At 49.0% G+C, this 25,130-nt stretch carries 28 protein-coding genes; 2 read left to right on the forward strand and 26 right to left on the reverse strand.

The window, feature by feature from the left end:
• Positions 1–25: 25 nt before the first annotated feature.
• The 8 genes from GX364_08135 to GX364_08170 form a co-directional block, all read right to left on the reverse strand.
• Positions 26–1,090 carry an AI-2E family transporter gene (locus tag GX364_08135; protein NLI70814.1) on the reverse strand — a complete coding sequence of 355 codons (1,065 nt, stop codon included), beginning with the start codon at positions 1,088–1,090 and terminating at the stop codon, positions 26–28.
• A 106-nt stretch (positions 1,091–1,196) separates the two neighbouring features.
• A complete protein-coding gene (locus GX364_08140; GenBank protein ID NLI70815.1) occupies positions 1,197–1,379 on the reverse strand; it encodes a hypothetical protein in 183 nt (60 codons plus the stop codon).
• Between the two features lie 103 nt (positions 1,380–1,482).
• The gene (gene mnmA, locus GX364_08145) at positions 1,483–2,583 is read right to left on the reverse strand and encodes a tRNA 2-thiouridine(34) synthase MnmA (protein NLI70816.1); all 1,101 of its coding nucleotides are present in this window, start codon (positions 2,581–2,583) and stop codon (positions 1,483–1,485) included.
• A gap of 16 nt (positions 2,584–2,599) precedes the next feature.
• Positions 2,600–3,226: a YigZ family protein gene (locus GX364_08150; protein ID NLI70817.1), complete on the reverse strand. Its 627-nt coding sequence runs from the start codon at positions 3,224–3,226 to the stop codon at positions 2,600–2,602.
• Positions 3,204–4,580, reverse strand: a complete 1,377-nt coding sequence (locus tag GX364_08155) for a replication-associated recombination protein A (GenBank protein NLI70818.1) — start codon at positions 4,578–4,580, stop codon at positions 3,204–3,206. The genes GX364_08150 and GX364_08155 overlap by 23 nt, the downstream gene beginning before the upstream one ends.
• Before the next feature lie 2 nt (positions 4,581–4,582).
• On the reverse strand, positions 4,583–5,968 hold the full coding sequence (scfB, locus tag GX364_08160) for a thioether cross-link-forming SCIFF peptide maturase (GenBank protein ID NLI70819.1): 1,386 nt from the start codon (positions 5,966–5,968) through the stop codon (positions 4,583–4,585).
• A 99-nt stretch (positions 5,969–6,067) separates the two neighbouring features.
• On the reverse strand, positions 6,068–6,229 hold the full coding sequence (gene scfA, locus GX364_08165) for a six-cysteine peptide SCIFF (GenBank protein NLI70820.1): 162 nt from the start codon (positions 6,227–6,229) through the stop codon (positions 6,068–6,070).
• Between the two features lie 347 nt (positions 6,230–6,576).
• Entirely contained in the window at positions 6,577–8,214 is a 1,638-nt protein-coding gene (locus GX364_08170) for a response regulator (GenBank protein NLI70821.1), read from the reverse strand.
• A gap of 356 nt (positions 8,215–8,570) precedes the next feature.
• Here GX364_08170 and GX364_08175 point away from each other — a divergent pair, with 356 nt between their 5' ends.
• Together GX364_08175 and GX364_08180 are read left to right on the forward strand one after the other, a co-directional pair.
• On the forward strand, positions 8,571–9,185 hold the full coding sequence (locus tag GX364_08175) for an accessory gene regulator B family protein (protein NLI70822.1): 615 nt from the start codon (positions 8,571–8,573) through the stop codon (positions 9,183–9,185).
• On the forward strand, positions 9,169–9,318 hold the full coding sequence (locus tag GX364_08180) for a cyclic lactone autoinducer peptide (GenBank protein NLI70823.1): 150 nt from the start codon (positions 9,169–9,171) through the stop codon (positions 9,316–9,318). The genes GX364_08175 and GX364_08180 overlap by 17 nt, the downstream gene beginning before the upstream one ends.
• A gap of 71 nt (positions 9,319–9,389) precedes the next feature.
• On the opposite strand, the gene GX364_08185 is transcribed toward GX364_08180, so the two are convergent.
• The 18 genes from GX364_08185 to GX364_08270 all read right to left on the reverse strand — a co-directional run bounded on the left by GX364_08185 (position 9,390) and on the right by GX364_08270 (position 25,117).
• A complete protein-coding gene (locus GX364_08185) occupies positions 9,390–10,610 on the reverse strand; it encodes a GHKL domain-containing protein (GenBank protein NLI70824.1) in 1,221 nt (406 codons plus the stop codon).
• A gap of 76 nt (positions 10,611–10,686) precedes the next feature.
• Positions 10,687–11,412, reverse strand: a complete 726-nt coding sequence (locus GX364_08190) for a response regulator transcription factor (GenBank protein ID NLI70825.1) — start codon at positions 11,410–11,412, stop codon at positions 10,687–10,689.
• Between the two features lie 237 nt (positions 11,413–11,649).
• Positions 11,650–12,315 carry a glycosyltransferase family 2 protein gene (locus GX364_08195; protein NLI70826.1) on the reverse strand — a complete coding sequence of 222 codons (666 nt, stop codon included), beginning with the start codon at positions 12,313–12,315 and terminating at the stop codon, positions 11,650–11,652.
• Positions 12,266–13,384 carry a flavodoxin-dependent (E)-4-hydroxy-3-methylbut-2-enyl-diphosphate synthase gene (gene ispG, locus GX364_08200; protein ID NLI70827.1) on the reverse strand — a complete coding sequence of 373 codons (1,119 nt, stop codon included), beginning with the start codon at positions 13,382–13,384 and terminating at the stop codon, positions 12,266–12,268. The genes GX364_08195 and ispG overlap by 50 nt, the downstream gene beginning before the upstream one ends.
• A 17-nt stretch (positions 13,385–13,401) precedes the next feature.
• Positions 13,402–14,421, reverse strand: coding sequence for an RIP metalloprotease RseP (gene rseP, locus GX364_08205; protein ID NLI70828.1), 1,020 nt, complete (start codon positions 14,419–14,421; stop codon positions 13,402–13,404).
• A gap of 1 nt (position 14,422) precedes the next feature.
• Complete coding sequence (locus GX364_08210) at positions 14,423–15,583, reverse strand: 1-deoxy-D-xylulose-5-phosphate reductoisomerase (GenBank protein ID NLI70829.1); 1,161 nt, start codon at positions 15,581–15,583, stop codon at positions 14,423–14,425.
• A 108-nt stretch (positions 15,584–15,691) separates the two neighbouring features.
• Positions 15,692–16,501, reverse strand: coding sequence for a phosphatidate cytidylyltransferase (locus GX364_08215; protein NLI70830.1), 810 nt, complete (start codon positions 16,499–16,501; stop codon positions 15,692–15,694).
• Between the two features lie 3 nt (positions 16,502–16,504).
• Positions 16,505–17,272 (reverse strand): isoprenyl transferase, encoded by a 768-nt coding sequence (locus GX364_08220; protein ID NLI70831.1) that lies wholly within the window; start codon positions 17,270–17,272, stop codon positions 16,505–16,507.
• Positions 17,273–17,364: 92 nt separating this feature from the next.
• Positions 17,365–17,538, reverse strand: a complete 174-nt coding sequence (locus GX364_08225) for a 4Fe-4S binding protein (protein ID NLI70832.1) — start codon at positions 17,536–17,538, stop codon at positions 17,365–17,367.
• Between the two features lie 5 nt (positions 17,539–17,543).
• Entirely contained in the window at positions 17,544–17,750 is a 207-nt protein-coding gene (locus GX364_08230; GenBank protein ID NLI70833.1) for a hypothetical protein, read from the reverse strand.
• A gap of 13 nt (positions 17,751–17,763) precedes the next feature.
• Complete coding sequence (frr, locus tag GX364_08235) at positions 17,764–18,318, reverse strand: ribosome recycling factor (GenBank protein ID NLI70834.1); 555 nt, start codon at positions 18,316–18,318, stop codon at positions 17,764–17,766.
• Positions 18,319–18,345: 27 nt separating this feature from the next.
• Positions 18,346–19,056 carry a UMP kinase gene (locus GX364_08240; protein ID NLI70835.1) on the reverse strand — a complete coding sequence of 237 codons (711 nt, stop codon included), beginning with the start codon at positions 19,054–19,056 and terminating at the stop codon, positions 18,346–18,348.
• A gap of 74 nt (positions 19,057–19,130) precedes the next feature.
• Entirely contained in the window at positions 19,131–19,754 is a 624-nt protein-coding gene (tsf, locus tag GX364_08245) for a translation elongation factor Ts (protein ID NLI70836.1), read from the reverse strand.
• A 100-nt stretch (positions 19,755–19,854) separates the two neighbouring features.
• The gene (gene rpsB, locus GX364_08250; protein NLI70837.1) at positions 19,855–20,949 is read right to left on the reverse strand and encodes a 30S ribosomal protein S2; all 1,095 of its coding nucleotides are present in this window, start codon (positions 20,947–20,949) and stop codon (positions 19,855–19,857) included.
• A 412-nt stretch (positions 20,950–21,361) separates the two neighbouring features.
• Positions 21,362–22,159: a GTP-sensing pleiotropic transcriptional regulator CodY gene (gene codY / locus GX364_08255; protein NLI70838.1), complete on the reverse strand. Its 798-nt coding sequence runs from the start codon at positions 22,157–22,159 to the stop codon at positions 21,362–21,364.
• Between the two features lie 28 nt (positions 22,160–22,187).
• Positions 22,188–23,600: an ATP-dependent protease ATPase subunit HslU gene (gene hslU, locus GX364_08260; protein NLI70839.1), complete on the reverse strand. Its 1,413-nt coding sequence runs from the start codon at positions 23,598–23,600 to the stop codon at positions 22,188–22,190.
• 43 nt (positions 23,601–23,643) lie between these two features.
• Positions 23,644–24,177, reverse strand: a complete 534-nt coding sequence (hslV, locus tag GX364_08265) for an ATP-dependent protease subunit HslV (protein NLI70840.1) — start codon at positions 24,175–24,177, stop codon at positions 23,644–23,646.
• A gap of 28 nt (positions 24,178–24,205) precedes the next feature.
• Positions 24,206–25,117, reverse strand: coding sequence for a tyrosine recombinase XerC (locus GX364_08270; protein ID NLI70841.1), 912 nt, complete (start codon positions 25,115–25,117; stop codon positions 24,206–24,208).
• Positions 25,118–25,130: the final 13 nt, after the last annotated feature.

Here is a 25,130-nt window from a genome sequence, read left to right on the forward strand (position 1 = left end):
ACCAATTTCCCTTTCGGTGGAAGAATCATCCATAGGCAATATCCCGGAGGTGTTTGCTGACAATCCGCAGCGTGGCGGCAACGGGAAGAACAAACAGGAGGCCGGCAAAACCAAACAGTTTTCCGGCCGCAAGAAGAAGAAGGATGATCACCAGGGGATGAAACTTGAGGCTATGGCTGAATATCAGCGGCGCGATCAGATTTCCCTCCACCTGCTGGATGATGATCATCAATGCAGTTACCTTGATCGCCAGCACCGGCGAAGAGATGTAGGCCACGATGACAGCGGGTATGCCTCCGATAAAAGGCCCGATAATGGGTATGAAGTTGGTTACCCCGTTAAGAAAACCCAGGAAGAGTGCATATTTCACATCGAAGAGGAGCAGCCCCAGATAAACCGTCAGCCCGACCAGAAAACTGACCAGAACCATACCCCTCAAATATCTACCGATGGCCGAATCAATCTCCTTGCCGATTATCGTCAATCGTTGCCGGGCATGGGCAGGAAAGGCGCGGATGATGAACGCCTTGATATCTTCCTTGTCCCTGATGATAAAAAAAGTAAAGATCGGAACCAGAATGATGATCAGCAGGCTATTGAAAAAGCTGATGATGAAAGCAGTGATGTTTTCCAACCTGGAAAGCAGTGCCGACTCGATACCCGCCAGATTCTGTTCAACAATTTCCAGCACCGGGGGGGGCAGATTGAAACGGCGATAATTATCCTGGAAATTCAAAAAATATTGATGGGCTTTCCGGGCATGATGAGGAAAATTGGCGGCTATCCCTTGCAGATCGTCCAGAAGGTTGGGTAAAAAGCGGAGACAGATTACAAGAACAATCAGGCCAAAAACAGTATAAATCACCAGTATGGCCAGAGCCCTGGAAAGACGGCGTTTCTCCATGAAATCCACAAGCGGATTCAATATATAGGCGATGATCATGGCTATGATGAAAGGTGTTAAAACAAAATACAATATCTCTCTGTGTCGGTAGATATAGACGAGCAGGAGAGTCAACAGGATGAGAACGAGAATTATCTCTCCGGCTAACTTGACAAAGGGCATGACCGTACTGCGCTCTCGTTTCATCACTGACCTCTACAGAAAAAGCGTTTCTTATTATTATGCCCTTGAAGGATTAAAAATTATTGGTTTTCCGGCTCATGCCTGCTGACATCAAGTTTGATCTTTCACCTCATGTCGGTTTATTCTTCAGCTCGATCAAGGTTCCGTCTTCTTCCACGAGGAACATCTTGATCTTGTCCCTGTTCCTACCCTGAATCTCGAATTCTATCAGGCAATCCCAGCAGTAGTAGAGTCTGTTTCCGATCTTGCCCGTATTTATCTGATGGCAGAGAGGGCAATGTATCACATCCATGCCTGAGCCTCCTGCAAGATTATTTGTATCACGGTTATTATGAGCGAAATCGTGGCAAAGAATTCCCGGTTTTCCGGTTACAGAGGAAAATATACATGGATGATCAGGGGGAAGCGTCCCGAAGACGAGTTTTGATAGTGCCGCCGCCAAGAACTTCGTCACCCCGGTAAAAAACCACGGACTGCCCGGGGGTAACCGATGATTGGGGAGTATCAAATTGCAGGCGTGCATAGCCCCTTTCATCCCGAGGGTGAAGCAATGCGGGGGTTTCTGCTCCACGGTAACGTATACGAGCCATCACTCGCTCGATTTCAAGCGGGGGAGGACCGGCAATAAAATTGAGTTCGGAGGCGATGAGGCCGGAAACAAAAGTTTCTGCCCCGGTGCCGACCACGAGGGTGTTATCAGCAGTGCGCAAATCCACAACGTAGAGGGGCTCTGCTGCGGTAACCCCCAACCCTTTGCGCTGGCCGATCGTGTAAAAAGGCAGGCCCCGGTGTTCGCCAAGATGGTTCCCGCCCGTATCGATGATAGGGCCAGGCGGAAACGTGCCAACCTGACGACGAAGGAATTCGCGGTAATCATCCCCGGGAATGAAACAAATTTCCTGGCTTTCCTTTTTTTCATCCATGTTCAGGCCCAGTTGGAGGGCTTTGGCACGGATGATTTCTTTTGAACTGTCACCGAGGGGAAAAATCGATTTTGCCAGCTGTTCCTGGTTCAGGCGGAAGAGCATGTAGGATTGATCCCTGTCGGAATCCATTCCTTTTTTCAGGTAATACCGACGACGATCCGGCTCCCATCCGGACCGCGCATAATGCCCGGTAGCCATTTTTTCCGCCCCCAGGGAAAGGGCCTTCTCCAGAAGGACCCCGAACTTGATTCGATGATTGCATACAATGCAGGGGTTGGGTGTACAGCCCCGCTGATACTCATTGATAAAATAGCGTACCACCTCTTCTCTGAACGTTTCCTTGACATTCAGTTCAAAATGAGGTATTCCAAGATGCCTGGCCACCCGTTCCGCCTCATCGGCATCATCGTGAGGAGTGCGACCTTCCTTCGGGGCAGTTTCGTACTGCGAATCGGACCAGACACGCATCGTCAATCCGATAACCTCGTATCCTTCTTCCAGCATCTTGGCGGCGGCGACGGAACTATCCACACCCCCGCTCATCGCCACGGCCACCTTTCTGCAATTCATCAATCGAAACCCCTTTTCAGATTAGCAGATAACCCCGCCCCCGGGTAGCATCGTGAAGCGCCCGGCGAAAACCATCTTTGTCCCTGGAACGCAAGTGAAAATCGATGACCACATCCTCCCCGTACTCTATACTTATTATTTTCCCTTTCCGGGAAGAAATAAGCTTCGTGGCCGCTCCGAGGTTTTCATAGGGCAGCCGGGCCTTGAGTCGCTCCATGTAGACCCGCCGAACCGTACTCGCTGCTTTCAAACCCTCTTCAGCCGCAGCCCGGTAAGCACGTATCAGTCCGCCTACACCCAGTTTTACCCCCCCAAAATAACGGGTCACCACCATGGCTGTGTCCGTGAGTTCTGCCTTGCGCAGGACGCTCAAAATCGGCGGCCCGGCAGTTCCCACCGGCTCACGGTCATCGGAACAACGCTCCAGAAGATTGCGTTTGAAACCAACACGGTAAGCAAAGGTGTTGTGGGTAGCATCGGAAAACTCGATCTTGATCCGCTCTATGAAACGGCGTGCCTCTTCCTCGCTGGCAACCGGGCAAAGGGTAGCGATGAAACGACATCTTCCCACCGCCAGGCGCCGCCTGACCTCTTTTTTGATGCTCAGATAACTATCGGCGTTATTCTTCTTTTTCTTTTTCATTTTTTGCTTCATCTTTTCCATTATTTTGCATTGCCGCCGCCCGGCGAATCCGCTCCAGGCGCTCCTTGATACGCCCTTCGTACCCGCTGGAGCGGGGCCGATAGAATATTTTCCCCTTCAACGAGGCAGGGAGGTAATCCTGTTCAACGTACCCATGCCGGTAATCATGAGGATATCGGTACCCTACCCCATGCCCGAGCCTTTCGGCACCCCGGTAGGAAGAAGAACGTAAATGCGGGGGCACCTCTCCCCGTCCCCGCCGATCAACCTCCTTCAACGCCTCCCCCATCCCCTTGTATGCAGCATTGCTTTTGGGAGCAGAGGCCAGATATGTAACACACTGGGCCAGTGTAATCCTCCCCTCGGGCATGCCGATCAGCTGCAGAGCATGAAAGGCCGCCACGGCCACCTGCAATGCCCGGGGATCGGCATTGCCTATATCCTCGGAAGCACTGATAACCAGTCGGCGTGCCAGAAACATGGGGTCCTCCCCACCACGGATCATACAGGCCAACCAGTAAAGAGCCGCATCCGGGTCAGACCCCCTGATCGACTTGATGAGCGCCGAAGCGGTGTCATGGTGCGCGTCTCCAGCCCTGTCATGGGAGAAACCCCGCACCGCAAAAGCCTGCTCGGCCATCTCCGCCGTGAGATGGATTGTCCCATCTTTCAGCGGTTCTGCCGTATTGACAGCCAATTCAAGTGCATTCAACGCCAGCCGGGCATCCCCGTCCGCCCGGGTAGCCAGGATACCGAGCGCCTCTTCATCCGGTTCCACCCTGGTTTTCCCCATCCCTCTCTCCACATCTGCCAGGGCCCGGCGTAACAGCAACCCTATCTCTTCGTTTACCAATTTCTGAAAGACAAATATGCGGACCCTGGAAAGCAGGGGTGAAGTAAGGTGAAAAAAGGGATTTTCGGTCGTGGCACCGATAAAGAGCAACGTTCCTTCCTCGACAGCAGCCAGAAGGGCATCCTGCTGTGATTTGTTGAACCTGTGTATTTCGTCAAGAAATAAAATCGTGCGTTTCCCTTCCGTGCCCCATCTGATGCGGGCTTCCTCTATCAATCTTCGCACCTCGGCGACACCGGCCGAGATGGCGTTCAGTTGCACGAAATAAGCCCTTGTTCGCTTGGAAATCAAGCGTGCCAATGTCGTCTTGCCCGTACCCGGCGGCCCGTAAAACAAAGAAGAAGTGAGGCGGTCTTCATCGATGGCCTTTCTCAACGGAGTTCCCTCGGCAAGTATTTCTTTCTGGCCCACAAATTCTTCAAGTGAGTTTGGACGCATGCGGGTGGCCAGGGGGCCTTCTTCCTTGACTTTGTTTTTCCAGTTATAATTGAACAGGTCCATATTTACTCCGGCTTCTCCGTATTTTCCACCTGCTTTGCCATGGAAAGTTCCATTGCTTTCAAGTACAGAGCACATTCAAGGCGTTTTTTTTGCAAGGCGCATTCCAGCAGGTAAGGGCGTTCAAATTCATCATGGATCAACTTGGAAGCGGCGCGGCAACCCCCTCCACAGTGATAGCGCGCCCAGCAGGAGGCGCATTCATGTCGCAACGGCCCTGTTATGGGAAAAACTTCGGGGTCGAGCAGTTTGAAATCTTTGCGTTTCACATTACCCATCATCAATTTCCTGTTACCGATCAGCTGGTGGCAGGGGTAAAGTTCCCCCGATGGCGTAACGGCCAGATACTCCTCCCCCGCCCCGCAACCAGAAAGCCTTCTGTAAATACAGGGGCCGTTTTCCAGGTCTACGTTGAAATGAAAATATTTGAAGGGATCCCCTTTCTCGAGACAATGAAGATAAAACGCAGCCAATAATTCATATTCACGCTCCAATTCGCTCCGGTCCTCATCCCGGAGCGACCATTCATCCGCAGGGGGAGAAACTACCGGTTCCAGGGAGATATTCCTGATACCAAGCTCGTACAAATGGACGACATCCCGGCTGAAATCCCGGTTAAAACGGGTAAAAGTACCACGAACATAGTAGTTGCCATTGCACCTTTCCAGAAAATCAAGGATTTTCCCGGCTATAATCCCGTAGGTTTCTTTCCCGCCGGCCGTACGGCGCATCCGGTTATGCACTTCCGGACGCCCATCAAGGCTCAATATGGTGCTAAAATCATTATCTTTGAAATAAGAAATGGAATCATCATTCAGAAGCAGGGCATTGGTAGTGATTGTGAAATGAAATTCAACCCCTTCTTGCTCTCCCCTCTGACGGGCATAAGCGGTTACCCCTTTTACAGTATTCATGTTAAGCAAAGGTTCACCGCCAAAATAATCTATTTCCATATGCTTTTTCCCATCGGATTGCTCCAGCAGAAAATCGATGGCCGCCTTCCCCGTATCCACGGACATCAGACTGTTTTTTTCACCATATTTGCCTTCTCCCGCAAAACAGTATCGGCAGGAAAGGTTGCATGAATGAGCCACATTGAGGCATAGCGCTTTGACAGGAGATCGGCCCTTCTTTGCCTTCAAATGAACAGGTTCTGCCCAGAGCAAACCTTCTCTCTGCAAAAGCTCGGTTTCTTCAATGGCGGCGGCAATTTCCCGTGGGGGATATTTATTTTTCAGGGTATTCCTGACATTTTCCGCTGTAACGCCTTCATCGAGCAGGGCAATAACGTCCGCGGCAACAGCATCAACCCGATGAAGAGTATCACTTTCAACATCAAGTACAAGTTCGATCCCGTCGATATTGAACATATGAATCTGGCCCTTTTTCAAAACCAACACTCCCAAAACAAAAACCGGCAGCACGAAACAAACACTTCACCTTCCAAGCTCCCGGTTTCCTTTCATTGATTGAAGAATCAGAAACCCAAACTATCTTTTGCTCCCGCTGTTTTTGGCCCCGTTCCTGCAAACCTGATTCCCAACCGTACAGGAAGTTTTGCACGCCGATTGACATGATGTCGGGCATTCACGGCAACCCGCTTCCGGCCTGAAAAAAGAATGGTTGCGATTTATCGTATGGATATGTTTCATCATCCATGCCCCCCTTTCATATGCACGGCGGGAAAGACGGCATATCACCCGCCCCACCTTGAATTTTTCTGCCTGTGGGAGGTCGTCTGTTCCAGGTTGAAGGATCCTTCCTTGCCTGTCGCACGACCCACCTTCCAGATATGCAAACAACTGCCATTATTATACCTGTCGCTGATTTTTTAAGCAAGTTGCAATAGCACGTTTCGGTTTTTTTGTAAATGCAAAGTTCATGATTCCATGTAAAAAGAGGGCAGAAACAAGTTGTTCCTGCCCTTTGCGGAAGTCCCCCTTGCAGTTGCCGAAAAAAAGAGGGAATGGAAAATTCCGGCACATGGGGGACAAGAATATCATTTTTTTTCTTCACTGCAGGTAGTCAATACCTCGTCAAGAATCATGGCCAGTTCGCCAATCTTGAAAGGTTTCTGCAGAAACCCTTTGAAACCGCGGCCAAAAAACTGTGATTTGTATTTCCCACAGTCATAACCGCTCACCATCACCGCCTTGACTCCGGGATCAATCCCGTGCAACAGCTTTACCGTCGCCAGACCGTTTATTCCCCCTGGAACGGACATATCCACGAGGACGACGTCATAGGGCAAATCTTGCTGCATCGACCTTTCATAAAGCGTAACCGCTTCGGATCCATCGGAAGCACAATCAACATCATAGCCAAGCATCCTCAGCATTTCCTCGGTCATCCTTCGTACCGGTTCGAGGTCATCCATTACCAGAACCCGGCCCTGGCCTTTCAACAGCACAGATTCTTCTTTCTCCTCCTGGTACAACCGGGTCTCATCTTTGCAGATGGGGAGATATATGTTGAAGATGGTTCCTCCCCCCGGTTTGGAATGGAAATCCATGTCTCCGCCGTTACTTTTGATAATTCTGTATGATGTTGGCAAACCCAGGCCGGTCCCGCCCGGTTTGGTGGTTACGAACCGATCAAATATTTTTTCCTGTATCTCTTCCGGAATGCCCACCCCTTCGTCAATAACCGATATCTTCACCAGTTCTTTCCCGGCAAGATGGGAAGGAACCGTTCCATCTGCCTGTCCGGAAGGCAGGTTTTTACCCTGAATATAGATCTTGCCTCCGTAAGGCATGGCCTGCACCGCATTGATTATCAGATTGTTCATCGCCTCGGCAATCTGGTCCGGTTTTATCCTTACCGGTCCAATTCCTTCGGGTATATCTACTTCCCCGCAAACACTCGTCCCTCTCAAGGCAAAGCTAACGATATCCTTCAGCAGCCTGTCCATCGGAACGATTTCATCGGAGGGTGTCCCATCCTTGGCATAAAAAAGAAGTTGATTGGATAACTCCTTTGCACGCATGATCGAATTTTCGATATTGTTCAAGATAGAGTTGGCCTCGGCATTACCGGCAAACTTTTTGCGGCATAAAGAAATATTGCCAAACATTATGGCCAGGAAATTGTTGAAATCATGTGCCACCCCTCCTGCAATAGTGCTCAACAGGTTGAGCCTGCTTGCTTTTTCCAGTTCCGTTCTGATTTTCTTTTTCCGGCTAACATTGCCGATGACGGTCTGCACCAGGTTCCGGGAGTAAATATCGGGGCCGGGAAACGGGCAAGAGATCATTTCCCCCTCGATCAGCCCTTCTTTTTCCTTCTCCACCCATACCTTGAGTATTTCCTCCTCACCCTCCATGTAAAATGGCATCGGCTCTTTCACACTGCTCTCGTTATCAAAAATAAACAATGATTCGATATCAAGCCCAATCAACTCCTGGGGATCTGCCGCACCGAAAAGTTTCAATGCTTCCTCATTGGCATATCTGATCACACCGTCATCGTGAATCAGTACGGCTTCATCATGCAGGTTTATCATCAAGTTTATATATTTTTCAATTTTATTTTCGATTGTTTTGCTGCTATCTATTATTCCGCCTTTTAGAAACCCCCGAACCTCGCATTTGACACAATACTTATCTTCATCCTTCAAGCATCGGTCTTCCTCGTTCATCCATACGGTCCCCCTTTATCATTTTTTGCGGAAACTTTAAGACAGCTTAACACCGTTTAAAGTATCTTTACATTATTCTGACAAATTTTCAATGAACACAAACAGATATTTATTGAAAAAGTCTTCATTGATACGCGAATGGACATATACCGTTAATCTTCGAATAACTACCGTTTTGGTATTAAGCCAGGGGTACAAAAATCATTTCAAACGGTGCATTGGCCGCTTTACGGTCAATATTGACGTATTGCAGAAGTTATTCTTCCAACAACTTGATTTGCAGTTTCAATTAAATTAACCTTGCATCACGAACTTACATTATTTTACTTATCAACTTTCCGGGAGGAGTTCTGGAGATGAACTTCAACTTTGTAGAAAACGCCAGCAGATCATTGGCCACCGCTATTGCCGACAGCAATGGACAGCTTTCTTCGCCGGACAGGGTGGCTGAACTGGAATATGGTATCTACATGATAATCTCCACGGTTCTCAAAACAGCTCTCATCCTGGCCGCCGCTTATTTTCTGGGCATTTTTAAATTTGTACTCCTATCCTATGTCAGCTTCGGGGCCTTGAGAACATTTGCAGGGGGCGCTCATGCTCGCACTTCCTGGGGGTGTTTCGTATATGCACTCCTGATCTATTTTCCCATCGTCTATGTGGCCATCCACTATCCTTTCCCGGCCATCCTCAACTATCTTCTTTTTTTCGCTGCCCTGGCCATCACTTTCATCCACGCTCCTGCCGATGTAAAGGAAAATCCGATCTCCTGCCCTGAACGCCGCCGCAAATTGAAAACTTTCGCACTTCTCACCCTGCTTGCCTTTCTGGTCATGGCCGCCTTCTTGCAGCCGATCTGCTCCTCGATAATGGCGCTTTCGGTCTTCATGGAATCCTTGACTCTTACTCCTGTATTTTATGCGCTGACGAAATCGAAACGGGGAGGTGAATTTGATGAAGATGATCGATAAGATCGGCCTGAAGGCGGCATTGATGTTGCTTGCCGGAACGGTAGCCCTCTTTGTGGCTGAAAAATCAGTGGGCGCCAGCTTTTTCTGGTTCATGCACCAGCCGTCCGTACCCAAATCATTGTTGAAAAAATAAATAGCATTTTGCAAACTGACTGAACCTTTGCAGGGATGGATATAAATATCATGTCATCCCTGCCTTCTTTTTTATCCACGTTCTTTATCTTTCAAAGGAACAACAATCCCCTGCGTGAAATAACCATCTTCAAACATGGTATTGTGGAATACCCCTTTGTAACGGCCAAGTATTTTTTGTGCCCACCAGAGACCGCTTCCCCGCCCGTCCCCCTTGGTGGAGTACCCCTTCCTGTAGAGCCCGGCGACAGGGATGGGGATATCATCAATGCTGTTGACAATGTTGATTTTTACATGCCCATCATCCCGTTCCAATTCGATGTCGATTTGCTTTTGTTCCAGATCCTCCACTGCTTCGATGGCATTATCCATGAAGATTCCCAGTACTTCGTATAGCTCATGGCTCTTTATTATCGTCTCCCCGATCTCGCCGTCAATATTCAAATTCACCTCGATACCGGTAGATTCCGCCACGCCTATCTTGGCAGAAAGCAGCCCGTACAGACCGGGGTCTGCAATTCCCTGTAACATGCCGGTACCATGTGTCCTGAACCTCCTGCTTCCTGCAACCAGATCGTCGATATATTCCCTCAGCTGCCCCCACTCCTCCAGCTCTGCATATCCGGAGAGGCCGTGCAGGATGTTCAGATAATTATGCTTGAACCTTCGCAATTCCTCGGAGAGTTCGTCAATGGTTTTTATATACAGCTCCAGTTGCTGGCTCCTTCTTTGTTCCTGTTTCAGTCGATTGCTGACCAGCACAAAGATCAGCGTCAATATCAGGAATGAAAACAGAAGGGTAACATAGATTACGTTGGCCCTTGAAGCCATGCCGCCGACATTGACGATGAAGATGAAATTTGCAAATATAATGGTCAAGGCCGCAACGATATAAAGAACTGTATTCAGATCCAGGGGGAGCTGGCGAAGAGTCTTGAAACCATACTGAAAATATTTCCTTTTCAATACAAACAAAAATAGAAATACAAAAGCATACCCGGCCAGGTGACAACCCAGCGTAAGGATGATGCTGGATTGCACATAAGCAATATCATAATGAAGCAACCGGGTAAAAACGAGAAAAGAAACAAAATCCCCCAGGCCCATCAAAATGAAAAAAATGCCCGTGACAACAAAACTCTGGCCAATTTTCAATCTCAGGACCAGATACAGCATGGCCGTACAGAACAGGATAAGATACAGTGTCATGTCATTGTTGTTGGGGCCGATGAACGAAATTGCAGACCCCAGGTACAGCGACCCGGCAACGACAAAAATTGCCGCATTTTTCACCGTCGAGGAACCGGATCCGTATAGCCCCCGGGACAACCTGTATATGACCCAGAAAGAAAAAGCCGAGACAAGATAGTTAAATAATATCCGGGAAATGCTTCAGTACCTCCTTCCGGCATCTTCTGGAAATATAGCATTTTTCTCCGTTGCTCATCAGTATGCTTCGTTCCTTCAAGCAGATCTTCCGAACATGTTCAGCGTTGACCAGGTATGACCGATGGCAGGAGATAAAGCCGTAGCCTTCCAACGCTTTGACCATGGACTTCAATGATTCATAGCTCCTTATCATCCCGTTGACAAGATGAACTTCTACCTGCTGTCCGCATTTTTCCAGATAGATTATATCTTTGACCTTGACCATATGAATACTGCTGCCCGACTTTATTGGAACCTTGACCGCAAATGATTTCAGTTCACGGTAATCCTCGTGTAGAGAAAGGATGCAGCGCTTCATTCTTCTGAAAGAAACAGGCTTGACCAGATAATCAAATATTTTCATCTGCAAGCTTGACGCCAGATATTCCTGATGCGCCGTCAGGAAAACAATGTAGGACTGACGATCAACCTCCCTGATTCTCCGGGCCAGTTCCAGGCCGCATCTGTTTCCTTCAAAATCTATGTCAAGGATATAGGCATTGACACGGTCAAAATGTTGCCCCGCATAGAGAAGGAGATCATCAACATTGTCAATTACCGCGGAAATTTCAGCCCCGACCCCGTTCTTGACGAAAATCCTCTCCATCCATTTCTCCAGAAAATGGTTGTGTTTTCTGTTGTCATCGCAGATAACAAAATGCAACATCAATTTACCCCGATATATCAATATAGGCTTTTTTTTGTGAATGACGTAACTTGTTTTGCCAGTCTTTAATAAATTCAACGCATTGATTCAAACTCCTTCAATTGATCGAATTTTCTGTTATATCCGCCAACAAATGATTCATTTCGAGCAAAATAAAAGGAGTATCGGATCAAAACATCCTGAATCCGATTTTCATGAAAATTTTGTCTACATGCGGCGACTCCAGATTTTTTTAAATCAATTCAGTGGATTGTTATCATTGATCTTCATGGCGCTGAGCAAGATCTCCCAGTACATTTTCAGGCGAGCTGCGCCTCCTTTCAGGAGGCCCATCTTCTCCTCCTTCATGACATGTGAGAGATCTTTGAGGGTCACTTCTTCAACACGAAGATTTGTTTCCTCCGCATAACGATGCAAAGCCACTTCAATACCAAAACGGCTGATGTCCAGTCCAGAAATGTCCTCGAAAATTTTTCTCTTGAGAGCTCTCTGACCGGAAAGGAAAGGAGCCACTTTCTGAGCCAGATCGGTGGCCGCACGCCCTTTCCCGAATAACCCGATACTCATATCCGCCCGTCCGGAAAAAACAGGTTCAAGCAGAAGTACAATATGCTCGGGTTGAAGCCCGATGAGATCGGCATCAAGAAGCAGAATTACTTCCGTATTGGCAATGTCGAGGCCGGCTTTGACCGCCCCGCCCTTCCCCCGATTTTCGTGCAGGTCGATAACATCCACTTCTTGACGGTACGCTATCTCCACGGTCCTGTCCGTCGAACCGTCGCTGACTACAATGATGCGATCCACCTCGGGACTTTGTTTCAAAGCCCGGATCACATTTGTAATTGTTTTTTCTTCATTGAAAGCCGGAATTATGGCCGTTACGTTGATTTTTTTCACCTCCAATGCCAGTTTCCGCGCAAAGTTTCTGCAGTTCTTCCCTGAAAGCCTCGATAAGCTGCTCACCGGGAACCCGGCGGATAATCTGGCCATGACGGAAAATGACACCTTTCCGGGCACTGCCGCTAACGCCCAGATCTGCATCCCGGGCCTCCCCGGGACCGTTCACAATACAGCCCATCACTGCCACCTTGATCGGTTTTTCCACGTTTTCAATAATATTTTCGACCTCGGCGGCCAATTTTATTACGTCAATTTCGCAACGCCCGCAAGTCGGGCATGCAACAAGTTCTGCCCCGAACCGACGTCGACCCGCAAATTGCAGGATAAGCCGGGCCGCATTGATCTCCTCAACCGGATCGGAAGTCAGGGAAACCCTTACCGTGTCCCCGATCCCTTCCATCAACAAAGCCCCTATACCCACAGCCGATTTGATCGTTCCACGCTGCGGCGGGCCAGCTTCGGTGATGCCCAGATGAAACGGGTAATCCACTTTCCCGGCCATGAACCGGTAAGCCCGGTACGTCGTTGGCACATCGGATGCTTTCAGCGAAATAACGACATCGAAATAATCCATCCTCTCGAGAACTCGAATATGATTCAAAGCTGATTCTACCAGAGCTTCCGGCGTGGCTCCCCCGTATTTTTCCCGGATCCCTTTTTCCAGGGATGCGGCATTGACACCGATGCGCAGGGGAATACTGTTTTCCCGGGCACGGGCAACAATCTGCATCAGTCGATCGATCCCCCCGATATTTCCCGGGTTGATGCGCAACTTGGCAATATTCTGTTCCAGCGCATCCAATGCCAGTTCATATCGATAATGGACATCGGCAACAACGGGTATGGGGCTATCGGCGGTAATTCTGGTCAAAGCCGAAACTGCCCCCCTGTCAGGTACCGCTACCCGGACCAGTTCACCGCCGGCATTGTGAATCTCCCTGATCTGCCGCAGCGTGGAAGACACATCATCGGTGCGCGTGTTGGTCATGGATTGAACTGAAATGGGTGCATCCCCACCGATGACCACTCCGCCGACATTCACCGTTCTGGCCGACCTACGTTCACCTTCCATCTCGACATCACGCTTTCTCAACGAAATAAATTCAACCTGATCAGGTCATTGTAGGTTATCAGAAGGATGAGGGCAATAAGTATCACGAACCCGATCATATGAATCAAACCCTCTTTTTCCGGGTCCAGAGGCCGCCTTCTGATACCCTCTACAAGAAGAAAGAGAAGGCGTCCCCCATCGAGAGCCGGAATGGGCAGTAGATTCATGATGCACAAACTGAAACTTATCAGTGCCGTCAGCAACATGAGGCTGACAATGCCGCTGCTGGCAGCCTGACCCACAAAACTAATTATGCCCACCGGGCCTACCACTTCCAGTGGAACCTTGCCGGTGATGGTCCGGTAGGTTGCCACCAGGACAAATGATATATATTGAAAAGTGCTTGTAACCGCCCCCGTGAAGACAAACTTTTCCATGCGGGGTGTTATGCCGATTACCCCCCTCGACCCCTCCGGAGTCTCCTCCGCAACAGGAATAACGGAAACAGCCTCCTGTTTCCCGTTACGGAGAAAATCAAGTTCAACCTTCTGCCCCTCCTTGCCCTCGATCAGAGCTACCACATCATCCCACTCCCTGACGTTTTCCCCGTCAATAGCTGTCAACTGATCACCAGGCCGCAGCCCTGCCTCGGCAGCCGGATGTCCAGGAACCACGCTTCCTATCGCCGTGGAGTCAGTGGCAGGGACCCCCACAAAAAAGAAATACACGCTGAAGAGCAGCAACAGGGCAAGAAGTAAATTCATGATCGGCCCTGCAATTACCACGAATATACGGTTGATGAGCGGTTTCTCCGCGAAGCTACCGGGGTCATCCCTTTCATCCGGATCCTCGCCCAACATGCGGCAAAAGCCTCCGAAAGGTATGATTCTCAACGAATAATCCGTTCCACCCCGCGACCACCCCACAAGCCGCGGCCCGAAACCGAGCGCCAATTCAAGAACCTTGATGCCGCTCATCCTGGCCGCTATATAGTGGCCCAGCTCATGCACAAATATGATCAGACCAAAAACAATGATCGAGGCAATGATAGTCTGCAACTCACCGATCACCTGCTTTACAGATATTTAACGCGATTTTCCGGGCCCACCGGTCGGCTTCGACTATATCTTCCCCCGACGGGCTTCTTATTATCTTGTGCTCATCCATGATATTTCTGGCAATGCCCGTTATTTCGGGGAACTTTATTCTGCCCTTCAAAAACTGATCCACTGCAATTTCATTGGCAGCGTTCAATACCGCAGGCATCGTTCCTCCAGATTTTCCGGCCATGTAGGCAATCTCAAGAGCAGGGAATCTTTCCATGTCAGGGGGTTCAAAGTTCCATGATTGTTCTACCAGATCGACCCTGGGAAAAGAAGATTCTTTCCGCGCGGGATATGTAAGTGCATATTGAATGGGAATGCGCATATCCGGAGGTGCAATCTGCGCTTTTACCGAACCGTCTACAAACTCCACCAAAGAATGAACCATGCTCTGGGGGTGGACAACCACCTTGATCCGATCCAGGTCGATACCAAATAACCATCGCGCTTCCAGCACCTCAAAACCTTTGTTCATCAGGGTAGCAGAATCTATGGTAATCTTGGGCCCCATCCGCCACCGGGGGTGCTTCAACGCCTCTTCCGGATTCACCCTCTCCAGTCGAAGAGGATCCATTTCCCGGAAAGGACCGCCCGATGCCGTAAGAATCAGGCGGGCGACATTTGCCATTTTTTCTCCTCGCAGGCATTGAAAAATCGCGGAATGTTCACTGTCCACGGGAACAATCAATTCCCGGAAGCCCGGCACCTCGCGGGAAAGTAGCTCCCCACCGACGACGAGCGATTCTTTGTTGGCCAGGGCGATGCGCTTCCCCGCTTTCAAGGCAGCAACGGTAGGCGCGAACCCACCGAATCCCACCACGGCGATAAGGGCGATATCTGCAGAGGGTTCGAGAGCTGCATGGATGAGCGCTTCCCTCCCCGCTTCCACCCTGATGCGGCGATCCCCGATTTCTCCGATCAAAAGATCAATGTTATCTTCCCCGCCGGCAAGAACCACCAGCTCGGGGTTGAAACGACGGGCCTGTTCTGCCAACAACCTGTAGTTTGTATTGGCAGAAAGAGCAACAACCTTGTAATCACGCCCCAGCGCACCGATAACTTCCAATGCCTGCCTGCCCACGGAACCGGTTGAACCCAGGATACTTATATTCGGCAGTTTTTTACCTCCTTAATTTTAAACGGCTACTTCGATTATACACCTTTGCTCCCATCCTTGTAACACCGGTCGCCGCCTTGTTACGAACCTGCAGCCAGATTTTCCCCTTTATTTCAGGAATGCGATGAACCTTTGGGCAATCATCAGAAAATAATGAGCGAAAGGTGCAGCAAAGATAATGCCGTCAAAACGATCCAGAACACCCCCGTGCCCTGGAATTATACCCCCCGATTCCTTGACCTTCAACTTTCTTTTCATGGCCGATTCGACCAGATCCCCTACCTGGGCCATGGCCACTATTGACACGGTGAAGATGATGGACCACCCCAGGGTGAGAGGATAATGTTGACCGATGAGTGGATGCAAAATCGCTACCAGTGCCAGTGGGACGACCAACCCGCCGATCGCCCCCTCGATGGTTTTGTTGGGGCTGACAAGCGGTGAAAGCTTGTTCCTTCCCCACTTCCTTCCCACGAAATAGGCGGCCGTATCATTTGCCCAGATGACAGCAAAAAACATGACCGTGAAATGCAAAGCAAACATACTTCGCATCGATACCAGAAAAGCCAACAGCCCGCCAACGTACATGATCCCCCAGAACAGGGAGGCCATTTCCGCCACGTCAGTATCCTTGAAATCAAGGAGCAGGTTCAAGGCCGTAATAACAAAAATGGCGCAAATAACAGCCAGAGTTATGAACACATACCCGAAATGCACGGACACGACGATGGCAACGACTGAAATATAGCTGTATATTTGAGGAATCAAAGACTTCAGATCCAGCATTTTCATGTACTCATGAATGCCAACCACGGCAGCTATACAGATCAAAGCGGTATACCAGTAACCGCCCAACCAGATCAAATAAAACACTATTGGAAGCGCAACGATAGCCGATAGAATTCTTTTGCTCAGCATCTTTCAACACTCCAGTCCCCCGAATCGGCGGTGCCTTTTTTGAAAATCATGAATAGCCTCCAGAAGATGAATCCGTCTGAAATCAGGCCAGTAGACAGGGAGAAAAAACAATTCCGCATAGGCTGCCTGCCAGAGGAGAAAATTGCTCAGGCGCATTTCTCCGCCGGTACGAATGATCAGATCCGGATCGGGCAGATCGAAGGTAAACAGATTTGCACTTATCAAACTTTCATCTATTTCTTCCTCCCTGATCTGGCCCTTCAGAACTTTGGCAGCAACCGTTCTGGCCGCCCGGACAATTTCCGAGCGCCCCCCGTAATTTATGGCCATGTTGAAGATCATCCCCGTATTGGCCGCAGTTCTGTCCAGCGTTTCATGAATGGCTCGCTGTGCTCTGTCAGGAAAGCCTTCCAGGCATCCCGTGATCTTGAATTTGATATTTTTCTCCATGAGCAAGCCGATATCCCGGTTCAGAAAGCGGTGAGGAAGTTCCATAAGAAATTCGACTTCCCTGTCCGGCCTCTTCCAGTTTTCCGTGGAGAAGGCATAAACGGTGAAAAAGTTGATCTTGAACTCGCAGACCACTTCCAGCAAATCCCGTAACACATCTGCCCCCTTACGATGCCCTTCCACACGGGGCAGCCCACGTTCCCGGGCCCAACGTCCGTTACCATCCATGATGATGGCGATATGTTGAGGGATTTCATCCCACCGTATCTTTTCAAAGAGTTTCTTTTCGTGCTCTCTGGTACTATCCTTTCCCATAAGCATTTACCCTTTCATCATTGGAGGCTTCAGAATATTATCCCCGGATATTGAAAAATAGCCCCCTCTGGCCAGAGGGGGCTCCCGCTATAAATCTCTTATTCCTCCACAATCGCCTCATTGGGGCATTCATCCATACATGCGCCGCATTCGTCACAGGTTTCAGGATCTATAACATAAAAATCATCGCCTTCTTGGATCGAATCTGACGGGCAGACATCGGCGCACAGTCCGCAAGCAGTACACTCATCCGGTATGATACGAAAAGCCACATTTTTCACCCCCTTTTACCAGTGTCCATTGTTATCACCAATTCTACCAATTTGTCATCGATAAGACGCTGCCTTGCAACCCTGTAATTTACACCGGAATCATCTTTTTTGCCAGGTGGCAACGTTTTGATTATTCTAACCTTGAACCCCGACCGGGCAAGTTCTTCCCTGGCCATCTCCAGGGGAAAAGCAATAACTTGCGGCATTTTCATTTTTCAGGTTATTTCAAACCTCCATTATTTCTTTTTCTTTTTCCTCCAGAAGGCCGTCTATCATTTTTATATAATCATCTGTCATTTCCTGGGTCTTCTCCTGTGAAGTATAGAACTGATCCTCGGATAACTGCCCATCCTTCTGTGCAGCCTTGAGCTTCTCGTTGGCCTCACGGCGAAGGTTGCGGATAGCGATTCTTCCCTCTTCGCCTTTCTTGCGTACAAATTTCACCAGTTCAAGACGCCGTTCCTCCGTAAGCTGGGGGATCGCAAGACGGATCAAATTTCCGTCATTGTTCGGCGTAAGCCCCAGGTCAGATTTGAGGATCGCCTTCTCCACTTCCTTTATTGCCCCCTTGTCCCAGGGTTGGATAACGATAAGTCTCGGTTCCGGTACTGTTATCCCGGCCAGCTGATTCAAAGGAGTCATCGTACCGTAATAGTCAACCTCCAGGCCCTCGACCAGGGCAGGGGAAGCTCGTCCAGCACGGAGGGTCAACAATTCTCGTTTCATGTTGGACACAGATTTTTTCATGCGTTCCTCTATTTCTACGTAGATTTCATCCATACAAGGACTATCCTCCTTCCTGAACAGTTAGCTGACAGTAGTACCTATTTTTTCACCCATGATAACTTTTTTGATATTTCCAAACTCACTCAATCCAAAAACAATTATCTTGATCTTGTTGTCCATGCACAATGAAGTGGCCGTGGCATCCATGACCCCCAGCCCCTTGTTCAGAACATCAAGGTAACTCAACTCCGTGAATTTCAATGCGTCCGGATTGATGAGCGGATCCTCGTCGTAAACCGCATCCACCTTTCCCTTGGCCAGCAAGATAACCTCCGCACCTATTTCAGCGGCGCGGAGCGCAGCACAGGTATCAGTGGTAAAATAGGGGTTGCCGGTACCCCCCGCAAAGATCACCACCCGCCCTTTTTCCAGATGTCTCAAAGCCTTGCGCCGTATGTAGGGTTCAGCAACTTCTCTCATCTCGATCGCGGTTTGTACGCGGGTAACGACCTCATGACGTTCAAGCGCATCCTGCAATGCCAGGGCATTTATAACCGTGGCCAACATTCCCATGTAATCGGCAGTAGCCCGATCCATCCCCTGTTCATGTGCGTATGAACCACGCCACAGATTACCGCCGCCCACGACAATAGCCAGTTCCACCTTGCATTGGATAACCTCTTTCAACTGTACGGCAATTTCCTCAAGAAAAAGGTGATCGATCCCGAAGCCCTTTTTTCCGGCCAGAGCCTCTCCGCTCAGTTTCAAAATCACCCGATCATATCTTGGCATCTCCCGGCTGCCCCTTCCCGGTTCCATCACCTGTTTATCAAAAAAAATAACCCTTGCATGGGGTGTAAAAAAATCTATTCTGTACCGCTATCGGCATCTTCCAATTCTTCGCCCACTTCAAAGCGGGCAAACCTGCGTATCACGATATTTTCACCCAACCTGGCAATCGTTTCAACCAGCAGGTCGTTTACCGTTTTCTCCTCATCCCTGACATAGGTCTGCTCCAGCAGACAGTTATCTTTGTAAAATTTCCCGATGCGTCCCGCAACGATCTTCTCGACAATCTTCTCCGGTTTGCCTTCATTCAGGGCCTGCTGGCGGAGTATTTCCTCTTCCTTCTCTATTGTCTCCCGGGGAACATCTTCTTTTTTCAGATAGGATGGCCCGGAGGCGGCGATCTGCAAACACAGGTTGTTTACAAAGCTCCGGAATTCCTCATTCTTGGCCACGAAATCGGTCTCGCAGTTAACCTCCAGAAGTACACCAACTTTTTCACCAAGATGTATATACGAACTGACAATCCCCTGCGAAGCCAGGCGGGAAGACTTCTTTGCCGCAGTGTCCAGGCCTTTTTCTCGCAGGAGAGTGATCGCTTTTTCTATATCGCCCCCGGTTTCAACCAGGGCTTTTTTACAATCCATCATCCCCACGCCTGTTTTTTCTCGCAATTTCTTTACAGCTTGAGCATCTATCCCCATTTCAATGTTTACCCCCATATAAAGTTTTGTTTCCATTACATGTTTTTCAGGCAGGTCGAGTGTGGCCCCGGTTTTTCGGACCACCCCCGCGATGGCAAAATCATTTCTCTTCTTCAGCCATGTCGTCCCCTGTTTTTTGATTTTCTGCTTTATCTTCTTCCGGCAGCGCCCCGGCCACCGTTTCGTCCTTCGGCACCTCTTCGGGAGCATCGTCCTTCACCGTTGCTGCCGCGGCCCCGTCCTGCGATTTTTCTTCCAACGGGAGGTTCTCATCTTTTTCAGGAACTTCGTTTTCCCCGGGCTTTACCGGGGCTCCCTCTTCCGTCAGAGTCGCATCCCCTGCATCTGCAGATCTGGCGGCCGTCTCTCCCGATTCAACTTCTTCCGGAACCGATTCTTCTTCTGCCGCTCCCTCTTCCTTGCTCATCATATCTTCCAACTGTTCATCGAAGAAGACCGGTTTTTCTTCATCCGGATCATCACCTTCTTCAACTTCTTCATGAAGAGATTCCCATATCTGCCGCCCCTCCAGAACAGCATTGGCGATGATGGAGGAAATCAATTTTATCGCTCTTATGGCATCATCATTCCCCGGAATTATATGGTCTATCTCATCCGGATCACAGTTGGTATCAACGATAGCAATGATCGGAATCCCCAGGCGGCGGGCTTCCGCCACGGCAATCCTTTCTTTCCTGGAATCAACTATATATACCGCATCGGGTAAGCCATCCATGTCCCTGATGCCACCAAGGTATTTCAACAACTTTTCTTTTTCCCTTTGCAGAAATATAACTTCTTTCTTGGTCAGAAGTTCGAAATGACCGTCCTCTTCCATTTGTTCCAGTTCATTCAACCGGTTGATTCGCGTACTGATGGTCTTGTAGTTTGTCAGCATACCGCCGAGCCATCTTTGATTTACATAAAACATACCGCATCGTTCAGCCTCAACCCGGATGGATTCCTGAGCCTGTTTCTTTGTACCGACAAAGAGAATTTTTCCTCCTTCGGCAACCATATCGCGTACTATACGGTAGGTTTGATCCAACATCCTGATTGTTTTTTGCAGATCGATAATGTAGATGCCGTTCCGATCGGTAAAGATATACTTCTTCATTTTGGGGTTCCATCTGCGGGTCTGGTGTCCAAAGTGAACACCCGATTCCAGAAGCTGTTTCATGGTTACTACGGCCATGGATAATTGATCTCCCTTCAAATTGGTTTTTACCTCCGCCCCCTCATTTTCCGGCCCTACCATTTTTGCATGCAAAATTGGCACCGAGGCCTGAATTGGCAGGCGTGTGTAATAAAAACAACATCGGTAGTATAGCACAGTTTATTTCAAATAGCAAGAATATGTTACCATCGCCGGAGCCTGTTGCCGACGATCATTCCCCTGCCCGGGAACGCCCCAATATCAACATGATTCTCCACTCATTCGATCCGGTTGAAAGGAGCATCAATGAAGGAATTGATAACGTCATGAACCCGACGCATATTATTGACAGGACCGACCGAAAAACAGAAATCTTTAAAAAAAAAGAGTAATTGATGAATTACTCTTTTAATGGTCCTGACTACGAATTATTTCTTTTAACAGCATCGATCTATATAGCTTTCCCATCTTTCCCCAGGAGATGATCCAGCAGAAAAGGATTGAGCACCTTGATGTATGTGCCTTTCATACCAAGTGAGCGTGATTCGATTACACCGGCGCTTTCAAACTTGCGAAGCGCATTCACGATCACCGAACGTGTGATCCCGAGTTGATCGGCTATCTTGCTCGCTACCAGAAGGCCTTCCTCGCCTCCAAGTTCCTCAAAAATATGCTCCACTGCCTCCAGTTCCGAGTAAGACAGGGTAGCAACTGCCAGCTGAACCACGGCTTTGTTGCGTGCTTCTTCCTCGATCTTCTCCGCTTTGGAACGAAGAATCTGCATCCCCACCACGGTTGCTCCCGTTTCGGCCAGAATCAGATCATCAGCAGCAAACATCTCGCTGAAACGCGCCAGTATCAGCGTTCCCAGGCGTCTTCCGCCACCGATGATCGGTATGATCGTCGTGATCTTGTCTTCATAGTGGCAAACTTCCTCGTCGGCAAAGACGCAATCATCCGATTTCTGCCTCAGGTTGACCCTTGATTCCTCGCTCTTCAGCAAGAATTCATTGTAACTTTCAGGAAACAACCCATTCTCGATCACCTGATCCATCATGATATCACATTCAAAATCCCCTACCAGAGAATACCCCAGTATCAATCCATTGTGGTCTGCAATGTAGACATTGCAATCAATTACTTTTTTCAAAGCATCGGCCACCTCGGTAAAATCAACATGCTGACCAGCTGTTTTCTGCAAAATCTTGTTGATCCCCCTGGTCTTTTCTAGCAATGGAGAAGTAAACATGATAGATCCCTTCTTTCTTCTTTTTTATTTATAGAATATATTTGCTTAAATCTCTATCTTTTACAATATTTTTTAATTTATTCATGACGTAATCCCTATCTATCAAGATTTCCGCTCCTTTGCGTTCCGGAGCTTCAAATGAGATCTCGTCAAGAAGCTTCTCCATGATGGTGTGCAAACGTCTGGCACCGATATCTTCCGTGTCGCTATTTACCTGGTTGGCAATTTCCGATATTTCTTCTATAGCCTCATCCGCAATTTTCAAAGATATACCCTCGGTTTCCAGAAGGGCCGTGTATTGCTTGATAAGTGCATTTTGCGGTTCGGTAAGAATGCGTACAAAATCCTCGGAAGTAAGGCTCTTGAGTTCCACCCGGATCGGAAACCTCCCTTGCAGTTCAGGGATAAGATCTGATGGCTTGGCCACATTGAAAGCGCCGGCAGCAATGAACAGAATATGGTCGGTTTTTACCGGGCCGTACTTGGTCACCACCGTGGACCCCTCCACGATGGGCAATATATCCCTCTGCACCCCCTCCCGGGAAACATCCGGACCTGTTCCCCCGTATTCTTTGCTGGCAATTTTGTCGATTTCATCAAAAAAGATTATTCCCACCTGTTCTGCTTTCTCAATCGCTTCGCTGATCACCGCATCCATATCGATCATTTTTTGCGCTTCCTCGGCCTGGATAATTTGCCGGGCTTCACTTACCGATACCTTTCTCTTCTTTTTCCTGGTCGGCAATATCCCGCCAAATATATCCTGCAGGTTGATTCCCATTTCATCCATGCCGTAGCCCGAAAATACCTCGATCATCTGCGGGCGCTGATCATCAACCTCGATCTCGACAATATCTTCCTCCAACTCCCCCCTTTTCAGTTTCTCCTTGTAGATCAACTGTTCTTCCCTTGCAGCCCGAAGTCTGGTTTGAAAGTTTACATCCTCGGTCTCTGTTTCAGAAGTGGCTGAACCGGAAAACAAAAAAGAAAGAGGATTTGCAGATTTTGCCTTTCTCTTCGGAAGTGGAACCAGAATTTCAAGCAATCTCTCTTCCGCGCTGGCTGCTGCTTTGTCCTCCACCTGTTTCGTTTTTTCCTGTTGCACGATACGAATAGATGTTTCCACCAGATCACGAATCATCGATTCCACATCACGCCCCACATACCCTACCTCGGTGAACTTGGTAGCCTCCACCTTGACAAAAGGAGCATTCACCAATCTGGAAAGCCTGCGCGCAATCTCGGTCTTGCCAACACCGGTGGGCCCGATCATGATGATATTCTTGGGTGTCACCTCATCCTGCAAGTTTGAAGGCAGCTTCTGACGTCGATAGCGATTGCGGAGAGCCACGGCAACACACCTTTTTGCTTCCGCCTGGCCAATTATATATTTATCCAGTTCCCTTACTATTTCCCTGGGTGTAAGTTCATTTTTGAACAAGCGTTAACACACCTCCACGCAATAATACTTGAAACGATACCCCTCAGGGTAGCTCCTCCACGGCAATTCTATCATTGGTGAACACACAAATTTCAGCTGCTATCTGAAGGGATTCCCGTACAATATCGGCCGGAACCAGGTCAGTATGTTTGACCAATGCCCGTGCCGCTGCCGTTGCATAGGAAGCCCCCGAGCCCACGGCAGCTATATTGTCGTCCGGTTCGATTACCTCCCCGGTACCTGATATGATCACCAGGTCTTCACAACTGGCGGCAACCAGAAGTGCTTCCAGTTTTCGCAAGATCTTGTCCGTACGCCATTCCTTGGCCAGTTCAACAGCCGCCCTCTTGATATTCCCGTTGTATTTTTCAAGCTTGCTTTCAAATTTATCAAAAAGAGCAAATGCGTCGGCCACCGTCCCTGCAAAACCAGCCAGTATCTTTCCCTCGTAAAGCCTCCTCACCTTGTGAGCATTTTTCTTGATGATAGTGCTATTGCCAAAGGTAACCTGGCCATCGCCTCCAATGGCAACATGATTCCCTTTTTTTACTGCTATGATCGTCGTCGCTTTGAACAATGCCGATCCTTTCCTCTCAATCACTGTTTCAAGCACGTGGGTGAGCCATGCCGTAAACCTCTTTCAACCTCTCCCTGGTAACATGCGTGTATATCTGGGTGGTGGAAACGTTGACATGGCCGAGCAACTCCTGCACCGCCCTCAGATCCGCCCCCCGTTCCAGCAGATGGGTGGCAAAAGAGTGACGCAACGTGTGGGGGCTGATGCCCTCCTTGCTGCTGGCTTGTCCGATATATTTATCAAATATATAACGGACCCCCCTGTCAGACAAAGGTTTTCCAAAACGGTTCAAAAACAGTGTTCTTTCTTTTCTCCCCGCGCCGGATCTGTATTCATCATTTCTGCCAAGAAGCTCTTCCCGCGCGTGAGTCATATACGTCATGCAAGCATCGATTGCTTTTCTGCCCACCGGCAGGATCCGTTCCCTTGATCCTTTACCGACCACCCTGATCAACCGTTGATCCACGGATATGGAATCCACCGTAGTATTCACCAGTTCGCCAACTCTCATACCGGTGCCGTAAATAAGCTCCAGTATAGCCCGATCCCTGCATCCCAGCACGGTATCTCGATCCGGAAGTGACAGTAGCACATCCACTTCATGGTAGTACAGAAAATTGGGCAGATTGCGAGGCAATCTGGGTGTCATCACAGTAGCCCAGTATCCCTCCTCAACGATTCCCTCCTTGAGGAGGTATTTGAAGAAAGAGCGAACTGCTGACAGCTTCCGGGCGATGGTCTTCCTTTCATAATCACGATCCATCAAACTTGCCAAAAACTTCCGCAACACCCATTTCTGGTTAGCCTCGTCCTGGCCACACTCTTTTTCGACAAAGTTCAGAAACTGCTTCAAGTCAGTCCGGTAACTTCTGATTGTAAGTGGCGAGTAGTTTTTTTCATTACCCAGATAACTCAGATATTCTTCCAGATCGTTGTACATATCCTTCCCTCGC

This window comes from Bacillota bacterium (assembly GCA_012518215.1).
Lineage (GTDB): Bacteria > Bacillota > Dethiobacteria > DTU022 > PWGO01 > JAAYSV01.